The sequence below is a fragment of the Bacillus sp. NTK074B genome, from assembly GCF_017303375.1.
In the GTDB taxonomy this organism is placed as follows: domain Bacteria; phylum Bacillota; class Bacilli; order Bacillales; family Bacillaceae_B; genus Rossellomorea.
Window position 1 is genome coordinate 1 of record NZ_JAFKOH010000196.1, and the last position, 260, is coordinate 260.

The following is a 260-nucleotide window of genomic DNA, read 5'->3' on the forward strand; positions in this document are numbered from 1 at the left end:
CGCCCCGAGACGGGCTATGGCTGGCTTGAGCTCAGCGCCCGCCCGGATGCGGGCTTCAGCCCCGAGGCGATGCCGCTCTCGCGCTTCGTCGAAAAGCCCGACCTTGCCACCGCACAGGTCATGCTTGATGGCGGCAGGCACCTGTGGAACGCGGGCATCTTCCTGTTCCGAGCCGATGTGCTGATCGAGGCATTCGAAACCTATCAGCCCGAGATCCTGACGCAGGTGCGCGCCGCGCTTGACGCCGCGCAGGAAGACCT

Annotated in this window: 1 protein-coding gene; it reads left to right on the forward strand. The window is 66.5% G+C overall.

The genetic code is table 11. From position 1 onward, the window contains the following. Positions 1-260, forward strand: a 260-nt coding sequence (locus tag JI667_RS21975; protein WP_244668432.1) for a sugar phosphate nucleotidyltransferase, incomplete at both ends; no start/stop codon positions are given.